The following is a 15,600-nucleotide window of genomic DNA, read 5'->3' on the forward strand; positions in this document are numbered from 1 at the left end:
GGGCAGGTTCAGGCCGGGGGATCGGTGAGGTCCAGTGCGGCCAGGGTCGAGTCCAGCACCGCGATCTGCCGGGTGGGCCGGTAGGTCTCCGGATCGGCCACCGCCAGGGTGTTCATGCCCTCGATCAGCGAGACCAGGGACAGGCTCACCGTGGCCCGTCGCGCCTTGGTCCACTGTGGACGGACCTGGCCGACCAGGCGGTCGATCCGGCTGAGGAAGGCCCGGTTCGCGCTCCGGTGCCGGTCGGCGAGGTCGTCGTCACCCAGGGCGGCGGCCAGGTAACCCAGCCACACCCTGGCCTCCTGCTGTTTGGCCGGATCCACCGAGGCGGCGTGCCGCAGCACCGCGCGCAGCACCGCCGCCGGTGACCCGCCCGCCCCCGTCAGCTCGTCCATCGCGGCCCCGGTGCGTTCGTGCAGCAGATCCCTGGCGTGGCGCAGCAACGCCCGCTTGTCCGGGAAGCGGTGCAGCACCAGGCCGGTGGTGCAGCCCGCCGCCGCGGCCACCGCCCGCAGGGTCAGCCCCTGCGGACCGGTCTCGGCCATCAGTCGCCACACCGCGGCGGAGATCCGCCTGCCCTGCTCCGCCCGATCCGCGATCCTCGCCATCGGCCACCACCTCTCGTAACGCATGTTACCGTAACGTCTGTTACGACGAGAGGGGTGGCTGATGACCTTCCAGGTGACCGAGGTGAGCTGGGCGGATCCGGAGGGCGCCGTGCTGCGCAAGGCGCAGCAGGAGGAGCTGGACGCCCGTTACGGCATCGACGACCACGAGCCGGGAACCCCGCCCTCAGCGGCCGATATCGCGGTGTTCCTGCTGGCCAGGGACGCTGACGGGCAGGCGGTCGGTTGTGGCGCGCTGCGGGTGCTCGGGCCGGACTCGGTGGAGATCAAGCGGATGTACGTGACGCCGTCCGCGCGCGGCAGCGGGGTGGCGGTGGCGTTGTTGCGGGCACTGGAGAACGAGGCCCGGCGGCGGGAGTTGCGCACCCTGTTGCTGGAGACCGGGACCGAACAGCCGGAGGCGATGCGCTTCTATGAGCGCGAGGGCTACCGGCCGATCGAGAACTTCGGCGTCTACGTCGGCTCGGCGCTGTCCCGCTGCTACCGGCGGGACCTGTAAATCGGATGTCGCCGTGGTGGTCCGCACCTAGACTCGGGCCATGCCGACCATGCAGGACGTGTTGCTGGCGTTGACGAACTACTGGACGAGCCAGGGCTGCCTGGTCGTCCAGCCGGTCAACTCCGAGGTCGGCGCCGGAACCCTGAACCCGGCCACCATCCTGCGCGTGCTCGGCCCTGAGCCGTGGCGAGTGTCCTATGTGGAACCCAGTGTGCGCCCGGACGACTCACGCTACGGCGAGAACCCCAACCGGCTGCAGACGCACACCCAGTTCCAGGTGCTGCTCAAACCCGATCCCGGCCATGCGCAGGAGCTGTACCTGGGCAGTCTGGCCGCGATCGGCGTGGACGTGGCCGCGCACGACATACGGTTCGTGGAGGACAACTGGGCCTCGCCCGCCCTGGGCGCCTGGGGCCTGGGCTGGGAGGTGTGGCTGGACGGCCTGGAGATCACCCAGTTCACCTACTTCCAGCAGGCGGGCGGCCAGACCCTGGACCCGGTGTCGGTGGAGATCACCTACGGCGTCGAGCGGATCATGATGGCGGTGCAGGGTGTCGAGCACTTCAAGGACATCGCCTACGCGCCCGGCATCAGCTACGGCGAGGCGTTCGGCCAGGCCGAGTACGAGCTGAGCCGGTACTACCTGGACGAGGCCGATGTGCCGATGACCAGGGAGTTGTTCGAGGCCCAGGCCGCCGAGGCCCGCCGCCTGCTCGACCGGCGGCTGCCGGTGCCCGCGCACGGCTGCGTGCTGCGCTGCTCGCACCTGTTCAACGTGCTCGACGCGCGCGGTGCGGTCAGCGCCACCGAACGCGCCCAGTACTTCGGCCGGATGCGCGCGCTGGCCCGCGAGGTCGCCCAACTCTGGGCCGAGCGCCGCGCCGAACTCGGCCATCCCCTTGGCAGCACGGAATTCCCGCCGCCCGCCACGCTACCCGAGGTGCTGCCGGAGGTCACCGAACCGGCGACGCTGGTCTTCGAGATCGGCGTGGAGGAACTGCCACCGGCCGAGGTGACCCGCACCGTCGCGGCGGTCCGGGACGCGCTGGCCAGGCGGCTCGGCGCGACCCGGTTGGCGCACGGCGAGATCCGGGTGCACGGCACCCCGCGCCGGATCGTGGCCGTGGTGGACGCGGTCGCGCCGCGGGAGATCGACGCCGAACGCACCGTCCGCGGCCCCGGCCTTGACCGGTCCTATGTGGACGGTGTGCCGACCAAGGCCGCGCTGGGTTTCGCGCGTGGTCAGGGTGTCGCGGTCGAGGAGCTGGAACGGATCGGCGAGCACGTCGGCGTGCGCCGGATCGAACCCGGCCGGGGTGCGGTGACCGTACTGAGCGAGTTGCTGGCCCACCTGGTCGGCGAGTTGCGGGCGGAGCAGAACATGCGCTGGCACGATCCCGCGCTCTCCTTCGCCCGCCCGATCCGCTGGCTGCTCGCCCTGCTCGGCGACACTGAGATCCCGCTAGCGGTGTCCACAGTGGCCGGTGGCCGGACCACCCGGGTGCACCGCAGTGCGCCGCGGCCGGTGGTCGAGGTGCCCGATGCCACCGGCTACCTCGACTTTCTCAAGCAGCACAACGTGATCGCCGACGCCGACGAACGCAGGCGGCTGATCGTCGAGGCCGCCACCGCACTGGCCAAGGAAGTCGGCGGTGTGCCGGACTTCGGTGTGCTGGCCGAGGTGGTCAACCTGGTCGAGTCGCCGACCACCATCCTGGGTGGCTTCGACCCGGCCTACCTGGAACTGCCACCGGAGATCCTGACCACGGTGATGCGCAAACACCAGCGCTACCTGGCGGTCCGGGACGCCGAGGGCGTGCTGCTGCCGCACTTTCTCGCGGTGGCCAACGGCGACTGCGTGCCCGAGGTGGTGCGCGCGGGCAACGAGGCGGTGCTGCGGGCCAGGTACGAGGACGCGGCCTTCTTCTGGCGCGCCGATCTGACCCGCACCCCGGACAGCTTCCGCGCCGGCTTGGCCGCGCTGACCTTCGCCGACCGGCTCGGCTCGATGGCCGACCGCGCGGACCGCATCGCCGCGGTGGCAACGGAATTGGCCGCCGAGCTGCCGGTGGACCGGGACGTCCTGCGCCGCGCGGGCGAGCTGGCCAAATTCGACCTGGCCACCCACCTGGTCGTAGAACTGCCCGCGCTGGCTGGTGTGATGGCCCGCGACTACGCCCGCCGCGCCGGCGAATCCGAGGCTGTCGCCCAGGCCCTGTTCGACCTGGAACTGCCGCGCACCGCCACCGACGACCTGCCCGCCACCACCCCCGGCGCGCTGCTCGCCCTGGCCGACCGGTTCGACCTGCTGGCCGGCCTGTTCAGCGTCGGCGCCGCGCCCACCGGCAGCTCCGACCCGTTCGGCCTGCGCCGCGCCGCCCTGGGCATCCTCGCCATCCTGCGCGCCCGCCCCGAACTCCCGCTCACCCTGGACGACGGCCTGCGCGCCGCCGCCCGCCAGCTGCACATCGACCTACCGGCGCAGGCTCGCGATTTCCTGCTCCGCCGCTACGAACAGCAACTCCTGGACGCCGGTCACGACCATCGCCGGGTGGCCGCCGTGCTGCCCCTGGCCGCCTCGCCCGCGACCGCCGACGCCACCCTGCGCGAACTGGTCGACCTGAGCGCGGACCCGGGTTTCGCCAACCTGGTCGCCGCCCTGCAACGGGTCCGCCGGATCGTCCCGCCCGGCACCACCGCCGAGTACGACCCGGCCCGTCTGGTCGACCCCGCCGAGATCGCCTTGCACCAGGCCGTGTCCACGATGCCGTCCGCGACCGAGCTGGCCGGGTTCGCCCGCGCCGCAACGGTTCTCATCGACCCGGTCACCCGGTTCTTCGACGATGTCCTGGTGCTGGTGGACGATCCGGTCCTGCGCGCCACCCGGCTTGGCCTGCTCGCGCGCATCCGCGACCGGGCCGACCGGGTACTGGACTGGTCCGCGCTCTAGGCTGGCGAGTGAGATGAACCTGATCGCACACCTGGAAAGCCGCCTGGGCCCGGTCCAGCACGGCTGGGACACCGACCCGGACGGCGGGCCGATGCCGTTCACCATCGTCCAGTGCGACGGCGGGGCGCTGCCCGGCGTCACCACCTTCGCCACCGTCGGGCTCAGCGACAAACACCTGCGCTCCCGGACCTCGGGCAAGGGCATCCACCAGGAACTGCTGATCTCAGTGCCGTCGGAGCAGGCCGACGGCCCGTTCCCGGCGATGCTCCAGCAGATCGCCGAGGGGCTGCTCGCCGAGGAAACGGCTCTGCTGCGCGGCGACGTGCTCGGTCCACACGGCCCGATCCTGCCGGACAGCCTGATGGAGGCCTTCTATGCCGCCGCGCCGGTGCACCACGACGACGACTTCGCCGTGGCCGAGCCCAGCTCGGACGGACGGCCGTTCGGCATCGTGCTGGTGTGGCTGATCCCGATCAGCCGCGGCGAGGCCGCATTCGTCGCGGCCCAGGGCTGGACCGCCTTCGAGACAGAACTCGAACGCGTCCAGCCCGACCTGATCGACCCGCGCCGCACCGGGCTGATCCGCTAGCGCGGCACCAGCTTCGGCGGGATCACGACTACCGGACAGGTCGCCTTCCGGATGCATTCGGTGCTGGTCGAGCCGAGCACCGCGCTGTACAACCGGCCGTGCCCGTGACTGCCCACCACCAGCAGATCCGCCTGCGCGGCCTCCTCGGTCAGCACGTCACCGGCATAGCCCTGCCGCACCACCGTGCGCACCGGGTGCTCGCCGCCGCCGGTCACCTCCGTGATCGCCTCGTCCAGGCGTTCCCGGTGCACCTTCTCGTGGTCGACACCCAGGTCGACCGGGTCGGCCATGGTGAACGGGGTCGCCGAGGACGGGACCGGGTTGGGCACCCAGGCGATCACCGCGACCACCTCGGCGTCCCGCCGATCGGCCTCTGCCAGGGACCAGCCGAGGGCGCGCAGGCTTTCGGTCGAGCCGTCCACACCCACCACGATCGTTCCGGCCATGCCGCCTCCCTGGGTTGCTGGGCTTCAGCTTGCCGAATACCACCGGGAGCGGCGCGGTGAAACCGAGTGATCACACGGGGAAGGTCACACCGGTGAGCCGTTCGGACTCCGTCCACAGCCGAAGCTGCTGGTCAGCGTCGCGGGACTGACTGCTGGACCGCACCACCACCGGCGCGCCACGCAGCTCGCGGAAACCGTCCGGACCGTAGTACTGGCCGCCCTGGACCGCCGGATCCACCGCCGCGCGCAGCGTGGGCAGCGCGCCCTGATCGGCGGGCTGACTCAACAGTCCGCCGAGGAGCTTGGAGCCCACCCGCAGCGGCAGTGGGGAGTTGCGGACCAGCTCGGTCATCGAGACACCCGGGTGCGCGGCCACCGCCAGGGTCGGGCCGCCGTGTGCGGTCAGCCGCCGCTGCAGCTCGTAGCTGAACATCAGATTCGCCAGCTTGGACTGGCCGTACGCGCCGATCCGGTCGTAGGAGCGGGTCAGCTGCAGGTCATCGAAGTGGATCTTCGCGCGGATGGTGTGCGCCATGCTGGACACGGTCACCACCCGCGAGCCCGCGGTGGCCAGCAGCCGGTCCAGCAGCAGGCCGGTGAAGGCGAAGTGGCCCAGGTGGTTGGTGCCGAACTGCAGCTCGAAACCGTCCTGGGTGGTCAGTTTCGGCGTGTACATCACCCCGGCGTTGTTGATCAGCAGGTCGACCTGGTCGAAGCCGTCCCGCAGGTCGGTGGCGGCCTGGCGCACCGAGTCCAGGGAGGTCAGGTCCAGTCGCTGCACCACCAGGTGCGCGCCCGGCGCGGTGCCCGCGATCCGGTCCGCGGCCCGCTTGCCCTTCTCCACATCGCGCACCGCCAGCACCACGGTCGCACCGCGCTGGGCCAGCACCTCCGCGGTGTGGAAGCCGATCCCGGTGTTGGCGCCGGTGACGATCGCGACCCGGCCGGACTGACTCGGCACATCGGCCGCACTCCACTTGCTCATGGCTGCTCCCACCTATAATCCGGGGTGTGCGTTCCGTTTACGAACATACGGAACGCGCGCCCCGTTTGTCCAACGCTGGGGGAGGGTGTGTTGAAGAAGACCAGGTCGGATGCTGTTCGCAATCGGGAACGCCTGTTGCGGGTGGCGTACGAGACCTTCGCGACCGAGGGGCTCGGGGTGCCGATCGACGAGATCGCCCGGCGGGCCGGCGTCGGCGCGGGCACGGTGTACCGGCACTTCCCGACCAAGGAGGCGCTGTTCCGGGCGATCGTGGCCGACCAGTTCGACCAGCTCATCGCCCGCGCGCGGGAGCTGGCCGAGGCAGCCGATCCCGGCGCGGCCTTCTACGGCTACTTCACCCGCTTCATCCACGAGTACAGCACCGACCAGGGCCTGATGGACGCCTTCGCGGGCAGCAGCTTCGACATCGAGACCGCCGAACCCGAGCGCACCGCCGAGTTCAAGGCCGCGCTCGGCGTGCTGCTGGCCCGCGCCCAGCAGGCGGGCGCGGTGCGGTCGGATGTGGACGTGCACGACGTCAAGGCGATGGTCATCGCCGGGCACGCCATGATCGGCTACCGCGGCGAGGCGGGCGCCCGGCTGATCCCGTTGCTCTGCAAGGCCCTGGCCCCCGACGCCTAACGCGGGGCCCGGCCCCAGGTGCTGAGCAGCGGATAGGCCGTGACGCTGAACCCGGGATCGCGCAGCAGCCGGGTGAACTGGGCCAGTTCGCCCGGCTCGACCCCGGCCGCGCGCAGCTTGTCCCGCAGCTCCCAGGCGTTGGCCAGCAACAGCCTGCTGCCCTCGCCGCCGCCCACCCAGATCGGGGTGGACCGGCTGGCCGCGACCTGGTCGAGTCCACAGTGGACAAACAGTTTCTCCACGCCGAGGGCCCAGTCCAGGTCGTCGGAGCCGAGTTTGGTGAGCACCTCCAGCACCTGGGTCTGCACCGCCCAGAACGAGTCCTGCTGGCAGGTGGCGGTGCTGAGCACCCGCTGCTCCTTGGGCAGGATCTCCTCCAGCAGCAGCACCCCGCCGGGGTTGAGCGCGGCGGTCAGCTTGGCCACCGCGGCATCTCGCGCCGGGTGGTGGATGAGCACCAGCCGGCAGTGGATCAGGTCAAAGCCGCCCGGCGGCAGCGGGTCGGTGAGCACGTCGTGCCGCTGGATCTGCACCGGCGGATCCAGCTCCAGCAGCCGGGTGTCCAGGTCGGTGGCCAGCACGTAGCCCTCCGGGCCGACCCGCTCGCCCAGCCAGCGGGCGATCGAACCGCCGCCGGCGCCGACCTCCCAGCAGCGCCAGCCCGGCGCCACACCCAGCGCGGTCAGCAGCGGGGTGGTCACCGCGTCATAGGTGGCCTCCAGCGCGGCCATCCGGGTCCGCGCGGCGTCCACCGCGTTGTCGAAGGGGTAACTGCCCACCGCGCCTCCTGGTCCGGCTACTACCTTGGCGGCTGGCGGGCTCCGGCGAAAGTCGGCGGGGGCATCCGGGCACGGATCCGGGGTACGCAGCAGCGTGTTGCGGGCCGCGCGGGAGGGTCCGCCGGGGATCATCGGCGGCCCGATGTCGACCGCGGGCGGCCCGGTGTTCGCGCTCTCGGCCGGTACTGCACACTGTGGACGGTCGCCGGTCGGGTCGGAGAGGGCTGACGTGCTGTTCGGAATCCTGGCAGGAATCGCGGGCCTCGTCTTTCTGGTGCGGGTGGTGCGCGAACCCCGCCGGATGAGCAACGCGGTGTGGTTCGGCATCCTGTTGTTCTTCGGTGGTCTGTGGGCGTTGTGGGAGCTGGGCCAGTACGGCTACGGCACGATCGTGGTGGTGCTGGGGCTGCTCGCCCTGCTCATCGGGCTGGTGCTGCCGTTCGCCTTGGTCGCCAACGGAGTGATCATGCTACGCCGCGAGTCCTTCCGGCCGGCCAACCTGCTGTCCCTGCTCACAGGATTGACGACGATCGGGCTGCTCGGGTTCACCGTGATCTTCGGCTGGCGGCTGGAACGTTCCGCGCAACTCGTGTTGATCGCGGTGATCCTGGCCTTCGGCTACTTCGCGTTCCTGTTCGTCAGCCTGCTGGCCTACTCCATTGTGTACGGGTCGCTGAGCAGCCGGGGCCGGGTGGACGCGATCGTGGTGCTGGGCAGCGGCCTGATCGGGGACCGGGTGCCGCCGCTGCTGGCGGCCAGGATCGAGCGCGGTCTGGCGCTCTACCGCAGGGATCGCGCGGCCGGGGGTGAGCCGGTGCTGGTGGTCTCCGGCGGCCAGGGACCGGGGGAGACCACCACCGAGGCGGCCGCGATGCGGGACTACCTGCTGGCCCGCGAGGTCCCGGCCGAGCACATCGTGCTGGAGGACCGGGCCCGCACCACCGAGGAGAATTTGCGATTCAGCTCGGCGCTGGTGACCCCGGCGCGGCCGGGGGCGCGGATCGTCGCGGTGACCAACAACTACCACGTCTTCCGCACCGCGGTGCTGTCGTATCAGCTGAAGCTGCGGATGCGGGTGGTGGGTTCGCGCACCGCGCTGTACTTCCTGCCGAGCGCGTTCATCCGCGAGTTCGTCGCGTTGCTCATGCAGTACCGGATCACCACGGCCCTCGGCGCGCTCGCGGTGGTGGGGATGCCTTCGCTGGGTCTGCTGTTGCTCGCTACCGCCTAGGGAACCTGGCTGACCAGTTCGAGGTAGTCGGCGCCGTCGAGGGTGTCCAGCAGCGGGTCGCCGGTGGTGCGGATCTCGAAGAGCCAGCCGGTGTCGTATGGGTCGCGCACGACCAGGCCGGGATCGTCGAAGAGCCGTTCGTTGCGTTCCACCACGAGCCCGGACATCGGCGCGAACAGGTCGCCGAACCAGGTCCGGGTGGCCAGGAATCCGCACGGGGTCAACAGGTGGACGTCACCGCCCAGCGGCGGTAGGCCCACCTCGACCAGATCGGTCAGGCCGCGGGTGAGCACATCGGTCAAGCCCACTCGCAGCGAGTCGCCGCGGTGCCGGACCCAGGTGTGGTCCCTGGTGAACCGGAGGGTCTGGAAGTCGACGAACATAAATCTTTTCTAGCGCTCCGGCGACAGGCGCGTAAACACGCGGAGGTCGTTTTTACCCGAACGAACACATTCAGCTTGCCCTGGCAGCAAATTTGCCGATTCCCGCGACTGTCCATTGTGGACGATCTGGTCGTTCGACCGGATGACAGCGGGTGGCTCAATCAGGATTGGTCTCACTGACGGCTTCAGTCACCGCGACCTGGCATTCCGCGAGCACCGCGGTGAGTTCGGCGGCCAGGCCGGCGCGGTAGGGGAACTGCCGGGAACGCACATTGCAGGTTTCGAAGTGCAGGATCAGGTGGGTCCAGCGCGGCAGGTGACTGACGAAGGTGTGCTGCACGGTCACCGCGCGCAGTGCGGTCAGCGGCCGGGTGTCCGCGCCCGACCGGCTGACCGTCTCGACCCGGTCCGCGGTGATCCGCACGGTGTGCGCGGAGACTTCCCGGTGGCGCAGCAGGAACAGCGCGAACGGGATGAGCACCGCGGCGATGGCGATGGGCACCACCACGAGCATCGAGTCCGACGCCCAGGGCGCGGGGTCCTGGTTCATCGCCGCGTACCCGACCACCGCCAGTGCGGCCAGCAACCCGACCAGCGCGGCCAGCCCGGTCATCGCGACCACCAGCGAGCCGGCCTCGCCGTGGCCGCCGGCCCGCACGCGCAGCTCCCAGGCACTCATCACCCGAGTATGCGAAGCCGGGTGCGATCGGCCCAGCCGCCGACGGGGTTGCCTGTAGAGGCGGATTGAGCCAGACGGCCGCCGTCGTCGACGATGCCGGTTGTCTCGTGCGGGCTAGGAGTCTGGTGCGTGCCGGTCGCGGCGGCGGCGCAGGAAGTCCTGTTCGGCGGCGTTGCCCGCGAGGCTGATCGCCTGGTCGTAGGCGGCGATCGCCTCGGCGGTGCGGCCCAGGCGGTGCAGCAAGTCGGCGCGGATGGCGGGCAGCAGGTGGTAGCCGGGCAGTTCCAGGTGTTCGATCAGGGCCAGCGCGGCGGCCGGGCCGTCGACCTCGGCGACGGCGACCGCCCGGTTGAGTGCGACGATCGGGGTGGGGGTGCGGCTGAGCAGCTGGTCGTAGAGGGTGACGATGGCGGTCCAGTCGGTGGGCGGCGGGTCGGCGTGCACGGCGTTGATCGCGGCCTGGATCTGGTACGGGCCCGGCAGCCCGCGCCGGATGCACGCCTCGACGATCGCCTGGCCTTCCTGGATATAGCCGGAATTCCAGCGCGTACGGTCCTGTTCGGACAGTGGGATCAGCTCGCCGTCCTGGCCGGTGCGGGCCGCCCGCCTGGACTCCACCAGCAGCATCAGCGCGAGCAGGCCCCAGACCTCGGGCTCATCCGGCATCAGCCCGGCCAGCACCCTGGCCAGCCGGATCGCCTCCGCGCCGAGGTCGGGCCGGTCCAGGCGGTCGCCCGCGGTGGCGGTGTGGCCCTCGGTGAAGACCAGGTACAGCACGGCCAGCACCGAGCGCAGCCGGTCCGGCAGGTCCGCCTCGCGCGGCACCCGGTACGGGATGCGGGCGTCCCGGATCTTGCCCTTGGCCCGCACCAGTCGTTGCGCCATGGTGGATTCCGGCACCAGGAAGGCTTTTGCTATCTCCACAGTGGACAGTCCGCCGAGCAGGCGCAGGGTCAGCGCGACCCTGGCCGCGGGGGCCAGTGCCGGGTGGCAGCAGGTGAAGATCAGCCGCAGCTGGTCGTCGCGCACCGCACCCACCTCCACCGGTTCCTCGGGACCGTGTGCCAGCAGCGCCTCGGCTTCCCGGCTTTCCCGGCCGGACTCGCGCCGGTGCCGGTCGATCGCCCGGTTGCGGGCGGTGGTGATGATCCAGCCCGCCGGACTGGGCGGCAGGCCGTCCGCGGGCCAGCGGCGCAGCGCGGTGACGAAGGCGTCCTGGACCGCCTCCTCGGCGAGATCGATATCGCCGAGCAGGCGGACCAGCACTGCCACCGCGCGTCCGTATTCGGCGCGGAAGACCGCTTCGACGTCCATCACTCGTACATGGGCCGCACTTCGATGGGCAGGCCGAGCGCCTCGGCCAGCCGGGTGCCCCAGCCCAGGGCCGCGTCCAGGTCCTCGACCTGGATCACGGTGAAGCCGCCGATGTGCTCCTTGCCCTCGGTGAACGGGCCGTCGGTCATCAGCACTTCTTCGTCCCTGGCCCTGATCACGGTGGCGGTGCTGGGCGGGAACAGTCCAGCGGCGAAGACCCGGGCGCCCGAGGCGATCAGGTCCGCGTTGACCGCGTCCAGCTTCTTCATGATCGGGTCGAGGAACTCCGGCGGCGGGGTGGGGCCGTCCGGCTGGTAGATGCTGAGCAGGTACTGGGCCATGTCAATCTCCTCCTTGGTTCGCTCTCTACACGAACCCAGGAGCCTCGGATCGACACCACGGCGAAAATCCGGCCAAGATTTTTCTCAGCCGCGGTCGCCGGGACCGTTCGCGGCGGTCTTGACCATGGCCACCATCAGCCGCACCGCGTCCAGGGGGACCAGGCCGCTGGTCCGGACCAGGGACTGCCAGGTCGGGAAGGAGATCGCGTGCCGGATCGCGCCGGCGACCACCTCGGCGCGGGCGGCGTCGGCCTGGAACGCCGGGGCGAGCCGGGCCACCGCACCATCCACATAGGACTCGTGCTCGGCGCCGGGCGGACCGTCCAGGGTCGGGTAATACTCATACAGTGCGGCCAGCGCGATGGACAGGCGGCGATCCGGGCGGGCGATTCGTTGCCAGTCCGCGGGATCGGGCAGGGGGGTCGCGTCCATGGACGCGGACCCTACCTCGCTGGTTTCCCCCGTTGCCAGGGGACGTCCAGACCACCGGCGACGGTGTCGAGCACGTGCTCCCGGAACTCCGCCGAGGCGGGCGGCAGCTCCCGGTCGGCCAGCCACATCAGGCCGATGTCCCTGGTGGCAGGCACGTCGGTGAGCCGCAGGTGCGGGGTGGCCGGCTCGCCGCCGGGCAGTGGCAGCAGCGCGACGCCGAGTCCGGCGGCGACCAGGCCACGCAGGGTCTCCACCTCCTCGCCCTCGAAGCCCACCCGCGGGGTGAAGCCGGCCTGGCGGCAGCGGTCCTCGGTGGTGGCGCGCAACGCGTAACCCGGGCGGAGCAGGATGAACGGTTCCTCGGCGAGGTCGGCCAGCCGGACCCGGGACCGGCGGGCCAGCCGGTGTCGCGGCGGCACGGCCAGGAACAGCGGTTCGGTCAGCAGGTGCTGCCAGCGCAGCTGAGGGTGGCCGGGATCGTCGCTGGTCACGGCCAGGTCGGCGGTGCCGGAGAGCAGTGCCGCGGCCAGACCCGCCTCGCCGTGCTGGGTCAGCTCGAAGGCGATGTCCGGGAACCCGGCGCGGAACCGGCTCAGCAGTGGCGGCACCAGCCAGGTGCCCAGGGTGTGCAGGAAGGTCAGCGGCACCGTGCCCCGTCCTGGGTCGGTCAGGTCGGCCACCGCGCGCAGGCCCTGGGCGTAGCGGTCCAGCACCTCGGTCACGCAGGTCTTGAACAGGTGTCCGGCCGGGGTGGGCACCAGGGTCTTGCCGACTCGCTGGAACAGGGCGGCGCCGGTTTCCTGGTCCAGTCTGGCCAGCGCCCGGGACAGCGCGGGCTGGGTCAGGTGCGCGCGGCGCGCGGTCTCGGTGACCGTGGCGCCCTCGGCGACCTCCCGGAACCAGGTCAAGGTCCGCAGATCCATGTGTCAAGGGTATCGATGGGCCGGAAACTCGGCATTGGACGCATGGGTTAGCCCGGCGCAGGCTGGGAACTAGCAGCTGGAGGAGGACAACATGACGAATGTGGCCGAGCAGCTCGTGCACCTGCTGCGCGAGGCCGGGGTCCAGCGGATCTACGGCATCGTCGGGGACAGCCTGAACCCGATCGTGGACGCGGTCCGCCGCACCGAGGGCATCGAGTGGGTGCACGTGCGGCATGAGGAGACCGCCGCCTTCGCCGCCTCGGCCGAGGCCCAACTGACCGGTCGGTTGGCGGTCTGCGCGGGCAGCAGCGGTCCCGGCAACCTGCACCTGATCAACGGCCTGTTCGACGCGCACCGCAGTGGCGCGCCGGTGCTGGCCATCGCCTCGCACATCCCGGCCGCGCAGATCGGCACCGGCTTCTTCCAGGAGACCCACCCGGAGCAGCTTTTCGCCGAGTGCAGCCACTACAGCGAACTCGTCTCCCAGCCCGAACAGCTGCCCCGCCTGCTGCGCATCGCCATGCAGACCGCGCTGGGCCGCGGCGGCGTGTCGGTGCTGACCATCCCGGGCGACCTGGCTGACCGCAAGGCCACCGCACCCACCCCGCCGGTGACCAGGGTCCGCCCCTCACCCGTCATCCCTACCGACCGGACGGTAGGCGAACTGGCGGAACTTCTTGACAGCGCCGAGAAGGTCATGCTGTTCGTCGGCGCGGGCGCCCGGGGCGCGCACGCCGAGGTGATGGCACTGGCGGGCAGGCTCGGCGCGCCGGTCGGCCACTCCTTCGGCGGCAAGGAGTGGATCCAGTTCGACAACCCCTACGACGTCGGCATGAGCGGCCTGCTCGGCTACGGCGCCTGCTTCGAGGCCATGCACCAGGCGGACCGGATCATCCTGCTGGGCACCGATTTCCCCTACGACAACTTCCTGCCCCAGGCCCGCACCATCCAGATCGACCACGACCTCACCCGCCTGGGCCGCCGCACCCCCCTCGAACTGGCCGTGCACGGCAGCGTCCAGGAAACCCTGCAAGCCTTGCTGCCCAAGGTGAAGCAGCGCACCGACCGGTCCTACCTGGACAAGATGCTGCGCAAGCACGCCGACCGCCTGGAGAAGGTCGTCGACGCCTACACCAAGGACATCGCCGAACGCACCCCGATCCACCCGGAGTACGCGGCCGCGGTACTGGACGAGGTCGCCGCCGCCGACACCGTCTTCACCATCGACACCGGCATGAACAACGTCTGGGCCGCCCGCTACCTCACCCCCAACGGCCGCCGCCGCATGATCGGCTCCTTCCGCCACGGCAGCATGGCCAACGCCCTGCCCCAAGCCATCGGCGCCCAACTCGCCTACCCCGACCGCCAGGTGGTCGCCCTCTCCGGCGACGGCGGCCTGTCCATGCTGCTCGGCGACCTGCTCACCCTCTCCGGCGCGGACATCCCGGTGAAGGTGGTGGTGTTCAACAACGCCAGCCTGGGCATGGTCAAACTGGAAATGCTGGTCGACGGCCTCCCCGACCACGGCACCGACCACCCCCAGGTCAACTTCGCCGCGATCGCCAAGGCCGCCGGCATCCACGCGATCCGCGCAGAGAAGCCCGCCGAGGTCGAGACCGCGTTGCGAGACGCCTTCACCCACCCCGGCCCCGCCCTGGTCGAACTCGTCACCGACCCCAACGCGCTGTCCCTGCCACCGAAGATCACCGGCGAGATGGTCCGCGGCTTCGCCCTGGCAGCAGGCAAGACGGTCCTCAACGGCGGCGTGGGCAAAATGATCGACCTGGCCCGCAGCAACCTCCGCAACATCCCCCGCCCCTGAACACCCACCCGCCCCCGTGTTGGCCGAATGTGCGTACCACTTGGCCCAACTGGTACGCCCGCTTGGGCAAAACTGGCGTACCGGTTGGCCCAACTCGCCGGAAGAGCGGCACGCCGGGTCGAGTTGGGCCAACGTGGCGTACGACAACGGCCAACACGCCGGCGAGTCGCGGACGGGACTGCTGGCTCAGGTCCGGGCGGAGACTGTCAGCTCGTAGGTGACCTCGAGCGCGAAGTCCGCGCTGCGGCCGGTGATCACCAGGTTGTGCTTGCCAGGCTTGAGCTTGGGCAGGGTGAACCACAGTCCGCAGCCGTAGGTGCGGGTCCGGCCTGACCGCTGGGTGACCGGGTTCCCGGCGACCGAGCGGAAGGTGATCTCGGTGGGCTCGATCCGCTCGATCTCCTGGCGTTCGCCGTTGAGCAGCAGCTGACCGCTGGCGGCCGCCAGGAACCGGGTGCATTCGGCCTTGTCCGCGACCAGGTTGACCACCGGACCGGCCAGGGGCAGATCGGCGGGGACGGTGCAGCGGCGGCTGAGATTCTCGCCGAAGGAACCGGCGAGCAGCCAGACGTCCCTGGGCTGGTCGAGCGCGCAGTGCGCGCCGGTGCGGTCGGCCACCGGGTTGGTGGCCTCGGGGCGGGAGGAGGCCCAGGTCCACCAGCGGGCCTGCAGGTCGGGGACGGCGACGGCGCCGGCCGGGGCGGCGCTGCTGGACGCGGCGGTCGGGGCGGCGGGTGGTGCCGGGGCCGGTGGCGGCGGGGGAGTGGCGCAGGCGGTGAGCAGGAGGGCGAGGGCGGGCAGGGTTCGGCGCACCGCGGCACAGTAGGAGATCGGCGCCCGCGGGCGGGCCGGATTCAGCAAGCGCGGAAACCTCGCCCCGGGTCACGGCGCGGGCACCGTGCGGTGTTGATCCGCGAACGAGCACCCGCGTCACCCCGTGTGCCGCAACTGCGGAGGTA

17 protein-coding genes are annotated in these 15,600 nt (G+C 71.0%); 6 read left to right on the forward strand and 11 right to left on the reverse strand.

The window, feature by feature from the left end:
• Window positions 1-8: 8 nt before the first annotated feature.
• Window positions 9-608 (reverse strand): TetR/AcrR family transcriptional regulator, encoded by a 600-nt coding sequence (locus MZC64_RS27120; RefSeq protein ID WP_247761967.1) that lies wholly within the window; start codon window positions 606-608, stop codon window positions 9-11.
• A gap of 61 nt (window positions 609-669) precedes the next feature.
• On the opposite strand from MZC64_RS27120, the gene MZC64_RS27125 reads away from it, so the two are divergent.
• From MZC64_RS27125 to MZC64_RS27135, 3 genes are read left to right on the forward strand one after another with little or no spacing between them, the layout of a single operon-like run.
• Window positions 670-1,125 (forward strand): GNAT family N-acetyltransferase, encoded by a 456-nt coding sequence (locus tag MZC64_RS27125; RefSeq protein WP_247761965.1) that lies wholly within the window; start codon window positions 670-672, stop codon window positions 1,123-1,125.
• Between the two features lie 40 nt (window positions 1,126-1,165).
• Window positions 1,166-4,075 (forward strand): glycine--tRNA ligase, encoded by a 2,910-nt coding sequence (locus MZC64_RS27130; RefSeq protein ID WP_247761964.1) that lies wholly within the window; start codon window positions 1,166-1,168, stop codon window positions 4,073-4,075.
• Window positions 4,076-4,088: 13 nt separating this feature from the next.
• A complete protein-coding gene (locus tag MZC64_RS27135) occupies window positions 4,089-4,664 on the forward strand; it encodes a suppressor of fused domain protein (RefSeq protein WP_247761963.1) in 576 nt (191 codons plus the stop codon).
• On the opposite strand, the gene MZC64_RS27140 is transcribed toward MZC64_RS27135, so the two are convergent.
• Entirely contained in the window at window positions 4,661-5,110 is a 450-nt protein-coding gene (locus MZC64_RS27140; protein ID WP_247761961.1) for a universal stress protein, read from the reverse strand. The two genes, MZC64_RS27135 and MZC64_RS27140, sit on opposite strands and share 4 nt — an antisense overlap.
• Window positions 5,111-5,180: 70 nt before the next feature.
• The gene (locus MZC64_RS27145; RefSeq protein WP_247761959.1) at window positions 5,181-6,095 is read right to left on the reverse strand and encodes an SDR family NAD(P)-dependent oxidoreductase; all 915 of its coding nucleotides are present in this window, start codon (window positions 6,093-6,095) and stop codon (window positions 5,181-5,183) included.
• 90 nt (window positions 6,096-6,185) lie between these two features.
• Here MZC64_RS27145 and MZC64_RS27150 point away from each other — a divergent pair, with 90 nt between their 5' ends.
• The gene (locus MZC64_RS27150; RefSeq protein ID WP_247761957.1) at window positions 6,186-6,737 is read left to right on the forward strand and encodes a TetR/AcrR family transcriptional regulator; all 552 of its coding nucleotides are present in this window, start codon (window positions 6,186-6,188) and stop codon (window positions 6,735-6,737) included.
• Here the strand turns inward: MZC64_RS27150 and MZC64_RS27155 are convergent.
• On the reverse strand, window positions 6,734-7,516 hold the full coding sequence (locus MZC64_RS27155; RefSeq protein ID WP_247761955.1) for a class I SAM-dependent methyltransferase: 783 nt from the start codon (window positions 7,514-7,516) through the stop codon (window positions 6,734-6,736). The two genes, MZC64_RS27150 and MZC64_RS27155, sit on opposite strands and share 4 nt — an antisense overlap.
• Window positions 7,517-7,745: 229 nt before the next feature.
• Here MZC64_RS27155 and MZC64_RS27160 point away from each other — a divergent pair, with 229 nt between their 5' ends.
• Window positions 7,746-8,747 (forward strand): YdcF family protein, encoded by a 1,002-nt coding sequence (locus MZC64_RS27160; RefSeq protein ID WP_247761953.1) that lies wholly within the window; start codon window positions 7,746-7,748, stop codon window positions 8,745-8,747.
• On the opposite strand, the gene MZC64_RS27165 is transcribed toward MZC64_RS27160, so the two are convergent.
• The 6 genes from MZC64_RS27165 to MZC64_RS27190 form a co-directional block, all read right to left on the reverse strand.
• On the reverse strand, window positions 8,744-9,130 hold the full coding sequence (locus tag MZC64_RS27165; RefSeq protein WP_247761951.1) for a glycine cleavage system protein H: 387 nt from the start codon (window positions 9,128-9,130) through the stop codon (window positions 8,744-8,746). The genes MZC64_RS27160 and MZC64_RS27165 overlap by 4 nt on opposite strands.
• Before the next feature lie 157 nt (window positions 9,131-9,287).
• A complete protein-coding gene (locus tag MZC64_RS27170; protein ID WP_247761950.1) occupies window positions 9,288-9,809 on the reverse strand; it encodes a hypothetical protein in 522 nt (173 codons plus the stop codon).
• Between the two features lie 114 nt (window positions 9,810-9,923).
• Entirely contained in the window at window positions 9,924-11,123 is a 1,200-nt protein-coding gene (locus MZC64_RS27175; RefSeq protein ID WP_247761949.1) for an RNA polymerase sigma factor, read from the reverse strand.
• A complete protein-coding gene (locus MZC64_RS27180) occupies window positions 11,123-11,464 on the reverse strand; it encodes a YciI family protein (protein ID WP_247761947.1) in 342 nt (113 codons plus the stop codon). Before MZC64_RS27180 ends, MZC64_RS27175 begins: the two co-directional genes overlap by 1 nt.
• A gap of 84 nt (window positions 11,465-11,548) precedes the next feature.
• Window positions 11,549-11,896 (reverse strand): hypothetical protein, encoded by a 348-nt coding sequence (locus MZC64_RS27185; protein ID WP_247761946.1) that lies wholly within the window; start codon window positions 11,894-11,896, stop codon window positions 11,549-11,551.
• Between the two features lie 11 nt (window positions 11,897-11,907).
• Window positions 11,908-12,819 carry a LysR family transcriptional regulator gene (locus tag MZC64_RS27190; protein ID WP_247761944.1) on the reverse strand — a complete coding sequence of 304 codons (912 nt, stop codon included), beginning with the start codon at window positions 12,817-12,819 and terminating at the stop codon, window positions 11,908-11,910.
• A 91-nt stretch (window positions 12,820-12,910) separates the two neighbouring features.
• Between MZC64_RS27190 and MZC64_RS27195 the strand changes: the two genes are divergently transcribed.
• Window positions 12,911-14,641, forward strand: a complete 1,731-nt coding sequence (locus MZC64_RS27195; protein WP_247761943.1) for a pyruvate dehydrogenase — start codon at window positions 12,911-12,913, stop codon at window positions 14,639-14,641.
• 186 nt (window positions 14,642-14,827) lie between these two features.
• On the opposite strand, the gene MZC64_RS27200 is transcribed toward MZC64_RS27195, so the two are convergent.
• The gene (locus tag MZC64_RS27200) at window positions 14,828-15,454 is read right to left on the reverse strand and encodes a hypothetical protein (protein ID WP_247761941.1); all 627 of its coding nucleotides are present in this window, start codon (window positions 15,452-15,454) and stop codon (window positions 14,828-14,830) included.
• Window positions 15,455-15,600: the final 146 nt, after the last annotated feature.

This window comes from Crossiella sp. S99.2 (genome assembly GCF_023094165.1).
GTDB lineage: Bacteria > Actinomycetota > Actinomycetes > Mycobacteriales > Pseudonocardiaceae > Crossiella.

Coding starts and splice junctions, on each gene's coding strand:
- MZC64_RS27175 (WP_247761949.1), bottom strand. CDS start 11,123: ATGGACGTCGAAGCGGTCTTCCGCGCCGAATACGGACGCGCGGTGGCA.
- MZC64_RS27185 (WP_247761946.1), bottom strand. CDS start 11,896: ATGGACGCGACCCCCCTGCCCGATCCCGCGGACTGGCAACGAATCGCC.
- MZC64_RS27120 (WP_247761967.1), bottom strand. CDS start 608: ATGGCGAGGATCGCGGATCGGGCGGAGCAGGGCAGGCGGATCTCCGCC.
- MZC64_RS27140 (WP_247761961.1), bottom strand. CDS start 5,110: ATGGCCGGAACGATCGTGGTGGGTGTGGACGGCTCGACCGAAAGCCTG.
- MZC64_RS27170 (WP_247761950.1), bottom strand. CDS start 9,809: ATGAGTGCCTGGGAGCTGCGCGTGCGGGCCGGCGGCCACGGCGAGGCC.
- MZC64_RS27135 (WP_247761963.1), top strand. CDS start 4,089: ATGAACCTGATCGCACACCTGGAAAGCCGCCTGGGCCCGGTCCAGCAC.
- MZC64_RS27165 (WP_247761951.1), bottom strand. CDS start 9,130: ATGTTCGTCGACTTCCAGACCCTCCGGTTCACCAGGGACCACACCTGG.
- MZC64_RS27130 (WP_247761964.1), top strand. CDS start 1,166: ATGCCGACCATGCAGGACGTGTTGCTGGCGTTGACGAACTACTGGACG.
- MZC64_RS27145 (WP_247761959.1), bottom strand. CDS start 6,095: ATGAGCAAGTGGAGTGCGGCCGATGTGCCGAGTCAGTCCGGCCGGGTC.
- MZC64_RS27125 (WP_247761965.1), top strand. CDS start 670: ATGACCTTCCAGGTGACCGAGGTGAGCTGGGCGGATCCGGAGGGCGCC.
- MZC64_RS27190 (WP_247761944.1), bottom strand. CDS start 12,819: ATGGATCTGCGGACCTTGACCTGGTTCCGGGAGGTCGCCGAGGGCGCC.
- MZC64_RS27180 (WP_247761947.1), bottom strand. CDS start 11,464: ATGGCCCAGTACCTGCTCAGCATCTACCAGCCGGACGGCCCCACCCCG.
- MZC64_RS27195 (WP_247761943.1), top strand. CDS start 12,911: ATGACGAATGTGGCCGAGCAGCTCGTGCACCTGCTGCGCGAGGCCGGG.